The organism is Streptomyces mangrovisoli (assembly GCF_000974985.2).
GTDB lineage: Bacteria > Actinomycetota > Actinomycetes > Streptomycetales > Streptomycetaceae > Streptomyces > Streptomyces mangrovisoli.
In genome coordinates this window covers 1-4530 of the sequence record NZ_LAVA02000150.1, presented here as the reverse complement: position 1 = coordinate 4530, position 4530 = coordinate 1, and the positions used below count along the sequence as shown (strand labels likewise).

4 protein-coding genes are annotated in these 4530 nt (G+C 72.6%); 2 read left to right on the top strand and 2 right to left on the bottom strand.

The window, feature by feature from the left end; genetic code table 11:
- Positions 1 to 53: 53 nt before the first annotated feature.
- Together WN71_RS38225 and WN71_RS38220 are read left to right on the top strand one after the other, a co-directional pair.
- Positions 54 to 1064 carry a M23 family metallopeptidase gene (locus WN71_RS38225; protein WP_071369946.1) on the top strand — a complete coding sequence of 337 codons (1011 nt, stop codon included), beginning with the start codon at positions 54 to 56 and terminating at the stop codon, positions 1062 to 1064.
- A 178-nt stretch (positions 1065 to 1242) separates the two neighbouring features.
- A complete protein-coding gene (locus WN71_RS38220; protein WP_071369945.1) occupies positions 1243 to 2187 on the top strand; it encodes an aldo/keto reductase in 945 nt (314 codons plus the stop codon).
- Positions 2188 to 2259: 72 nt separating this feature from the next.
- Here the strand turns inward: WN71_RS38220 and WN71_RS38215 are convergent, their stop codons facing one another.
- Complete coding sequence (locus tag WN71_RS38215) at positions 2260 to 3573, bottom strand: PrsW family intramembrane metalloprotease (RefSeq protein ID WP_071369944.1); 1314 nt, start codon at positions 3571 to 3573, stop codon at positions 2260 to 2262.
- A gap of 48 nt (positions 3574 to 3621) precedes the next feature.
- Positions 3622 to 4437 (bottom strand): tRNA (guanosine(46)-N7)-methyltransferase TrmB, encoded by an 816-nt coding sequence (trmB, locus tag WN71_RS38210; protein WP_071369943.1) that lies wholly within the window; start codon positions 4435 to 4437, stop codon positions 3622 to 3624.
- Positions 4438 to 4530 lie beyond the last annotated feature (93 nt).

The window sequence follows — 4530 nt, the reverse complement described above, 5'->3', positions numbered from 1 at the left end:
CCGAACCCGTCAGCTAACCCGGTAGGCGAGAAGGAAGGAAGGAGCACGCCCACGTGGCGTCGAACCGTCCCCTCACGCAAGCCCCGTTCGTGCCCGGCCAGCGCGACAGCGATGCCTTCGCCTACGGCGCTCCCCGCACCGACGACGGCCCGTGGGAGGAGTGGAATCCCACCGAGGATTCCGTCCGCCCGGTCAAGGGCCGGCACCGCGTCGCCAAGCAGCGCGGCGGACTCGCCCGCAGCTCCACGGTTCTCGGCGTAGGCGTCATAGCCGCCGTCGGCGCCGGCGGGATGGCCAGCGCCAGCACCGCCAAGCCGCCGGTCTCCATCTCGCTGCCCGACCTGCCGTCCGTGGGCTCCCTGCTCGGCCACGACGACCACAAGGCCACCGACTCCGACGACAGCAACAGCGACAGCACCGGCACCGCGTCCAAGGGTTCCGACGCGGGCGAGGCGCTGCGCAACCGGATCATCGCGCAGGCCGGGGCGCAGAAGAGCCAGGCCGCCGACGCGGCCGTCACCCAGGCCGACGCGGTCGCCGACGAGCAGGCCGCGAGCGCCGCCGCCGCGGCCGAGAAGGCCGCCGCGACCCAGGCCGAGGCCGCGAAGAAGAAGGCCCAGGCGGCCGCCGAGAAGAAGGCCGCCGCCGAGAAGCTGGCCGCGGAGTACACCCTGCCGGTCGTGTCGTACACGATCACCGGCACCTTCGGTCAGGCCGGCACCCTGTGGTCGTCCGGTTACCACACCGGCCTGGACTTCGCCGCGCCCACCGGCACGCTGATCAAGGCGGTCCACGGCGGCACGGTCACCGAGGCGGGCTGGGCCGGCTCCTACGGCTACCGCACGATCATCACCCTCGACGACGGCACCGAGCTGTGGTTCTGCCACCAGTCGTCGATCAGCGTCTCGGTCGGCCAGAAGGTCTCCACCGGCGAGGTGATCGGACGCGTCGGCGCCACCGGCAACGTCACCGGCCCGCACCTGCACCTCGAGGTGCACCCGAACGGCCAGGCCACCGCGATCGACCCGATGACGTGGCTGCGCGGCAAGGGCCTCAACCCCTGACCTGCCCGCCCCCCGTTCCCCGGCGGCCCTGACGGCATCCCCCCGCTGTCTGGGCCGCCGGTCCTCGCGCGTGCTCCCCGTGTGCGACCCCGCGTCGGAATGTTCGACTCCGCTTGTTTACGGGAACTTTGCGGCGCGACCGGAAGACCGGCCCCCGGACCGGGCGTTGTCACGGAGCATGACTTCCCTTCGCAAGCTCGGCTCCTCGGACCTCGAAGTTTTCCCCCTCAACCTGGGCGGCAACGTCTTCGGCTGGACCGCCGACGAGGCGCAGTCCTTCGCCGTGCTCGACGCCTACGCGGCCGCGGGCGGCAACTTCCTCGACACCGCCGACTCCTACACCGCCTGGATCGAGGGCAACCACGGCGGTGAGTCCGAGACCGTCATCGGCAAGTGGGTCAAGGAACGCGGCAACCGCTCCGACGTCGTCATCGCCACCAAGGTCAGCCAGCACCCCGAGTTCCCGGGCCTGTCCGCCGCCAACATCAAGGCCGCCGCCGACGCCTCCCTGCGCCGCCTCGGCACCGACCACATCGACCTGTACTACACGCACTTCGACAAGCCGGAGGTGCCGGTCGAGGAGATCGTCGGCGCGCTCGACGAGCTGGTGAAGGCGGGCAAGGTGCGGCACATCGCCGCCTCCAACATCAGCCCGGAGCGCCTGCAGGAGTCGCTGGACTTCTCCGACCGCGAGGGCCTCGCCCGGTACGTCGCCCTCCAGCCGCACTACAACCTCGTCTCCCGCGACACCTACGAGGGCCCGCTCCAGGACCTCGCCGAGCGCGAGGGCCTCGCGGCCGTGCCGTACTTCTCGCTGGAGGCGGGCTTCCTCACCGGCAAGTACCGCCCCGGTGCCACGGTGGACAGCGCCCGCGCCGGGCGTGCGGCCAAGCACCTGGAGACCGAGCGCGGCCGCAAGGTCCTCGCGGCCCTCGACGAGGTCGCCGCCGCCCACGGCGCCGCGCACGCCACCGTCGCCCTGGCCTGGCTGGCCGCGCAGCCCACGGTGGCCGCCCCGATCGCCTCGGCCCGCACGCCGGAGCAGCTCCCGGCGCTGCTCGCGGTGGCGGATCTCCGGCTGACCGACGAGGACCTGACGAAGCTGAACCAGGCCTCCGCGTAACCGCCCGCCGGGTCCGGCCGGGCCGCGGCCGGTCTCGGGCCGGACGGTCGGATCCGGCCGTCCGGCCCGGTCTCAGGTCAGATAGGGGTTGTGGACGGGATACGGCCCCGTCGGCCGGCCGTGGATCAGGGGCGGGCCCCAGTGCGCCGACGGGGCCATCGCGTAGCCGGGCCAGACCTGGTACGCCGCGTGGTCGAGCGCCGGGCGCGCGATGTGCCGGCGCCGCCACAGCTCCTGGAGCAGCTCCGCCTCCCGTACGACGAAGTCGGCGCCCGCCCGCCCCTTGCGCCCCCGGTGCCGCAGGAACGCCAGGGTGGTGGCGTACGCCTCGTACTCGGCCACCGCGCGGGCCGCGGCCCGGCCGTGATAGTGGCGGGCGTACTCGCGCGCCACGTTGCGCGCCCGCATCGAGCCGAGCACGAACGGCTCGGCGGGCGTCAGCCAGCCGGCCAGGACGTAGGCGGGCAGCTCCTCGCGGACGGTCCTCAGCTCGCGCTGCCGGGTCCAGACGATCAGCCAGGTCAGCAGCGCGAACACGGGCACCATGAAGGCGCCGTAGACCGTGAAGAAGCCGAACTCGCCGAAGGACGACGAGCCGTTCCAGATCGCGTGCAGGGCCATCGCGAGCAGCAGTCCGGCCAGCGGCAGCAGCACCCGGCGCACCCGCCGGCGGTCCGGGGCGAGCGCGGCGGCGCCGAAGCCGATGCCGGTCAGGACGGTGAACAGGGGGTGCGCGAACGGGGACAGCACGATCCGCACGAAGAACGTCGCCGCGGTCACGGAGGCGATGCCGGTGTCCCCGGTGAGCTGGTCGGTGCCGAACGCGGTGCCCAGATACAGGATGTTCTCGGTGAACGCGAAGCCGGTGGCGGTGACCCCGGCTATCACCACGCCGTCGACGATCCCGGTGAAGTCCCGTCTGCGGAACAGGAAGACGAGCAGCACGGCCGCCGCCTTCGCGGACTCCTCCACGACGGGCGCTATCACCGTGGCGCCGAGCGTGTCCGCGTGCGAGGGGTCCGCGGTCGCCGTCGCTATCCATCTGGTCGCGAAACTGTTGGCGACGATCGCTATCAGGGCCGCCGCGCAGGCGCCCCACGCGAAGGCGAACAGGATGTTCCGCCAGGGACCCGGTTCGACCTGGTCCAGCCAGCGGAAGGCGGCTATCAGCAGCGGCACGGGCAGCACGGCGAGCCCGAGTCCCACCAGGAAGCCCTCCGTGCCGGTCTGTTCCCGCACCAGGGCGAGGATGACCAGACCGGAGAGGGCGAGCAGGGTGGTCAGGACGCCGTACCGGACGAACGCGCGCTGCCACCAGCGGACGCGTCCTGGCGCGCCGCCGGGCGGATGGCCGGGGAGTGGGGGGCAGGGCTGACGGATGGCCACGGCATCGACCCTAACGACGGAGGGCACAGCCCGCGACGGTGCCCGATGTCAGGGCTGGTCGTCAGGCTGTACGCGGCGGAAGAGCAGGTCGTTCACCACATGTCCCTTGTCCAGTCCCTGGCCCTCGAAACGGGTCAGCGGCCGGAACGCGGGACGCGGCGCGAAACCGCCCTCCGGCCGGCTGTTCACGAACATCGGGTGTGCCTCCAGCACCTCCAGCATCTGCTCGGCGTACGGCTCCCAGTCCGTCGCGCAGTGCACGATCGCGTCCGGCGCGAGGCGGGTCGCGGCGAGGTCGAGGAACTCCGGCTGGATCAGCCGCCGCTTGTGGTGGCGCTTCTTCGGCCACGGGTCCGGGAAGTAGACGCGCAGGCCGGCCAGCGAGTCCGGTGCGAGCATCTCGCGCAGCAGGATGATCGCGTCGCCGTTGGCCACCCGGATGTTGGTCATGCCGCCGCGTTCGGCGAGGCCCAGCAGATTGCCCTGGCCGGGGGTGTGCACGTCCACGGCGAGGATGTTGGTGCCGGGGTCCGCGGCGGCCATCTGCGCGGTCGCCTCGCCCATCCCGAAGCCGATCTCCAGCACGACGGGTCGGTCGTTCCCGAACAGCGCGGGCAGGTCGACCGCGTGCCCGTCGATGTCGAGGCCCCGGTCGGCCCAGAGCCGCTGGAGGGCGTCGGCCTGGCCGGCGGTCACGCGGCTGCGGCGCGGCTGGAAGCTGCGGATGCGGCGCTCGAAGTGCGATCCGGCGGGGTCGGCCATGGGACCGTCGGGAAAGCGCGGCTCTCCCTTGGCCCGGGTGTGGCGGACGGAGGCGCCGGGGGCGTGGTGGGGGGCTGTGGGGGTGTTCGCGGACTCAGACACAATGCGGTCGATTTTATCGGCAGGTGCCTGGCCTGCGGGCCGTCTGTGGTTGATCACGCACGCGCGGCGGAGCCGCACATGGACACTGCCCCG

Coding starts and splice junctions, on each gene's coding strand:
- WN71_RS38220 (WP_071369945.1), top strand. CDS start 1,243: ATGACTTCCCTTCGCAAGCTCGGCTCCTCGGACCTCGAAGTTTTCCCC.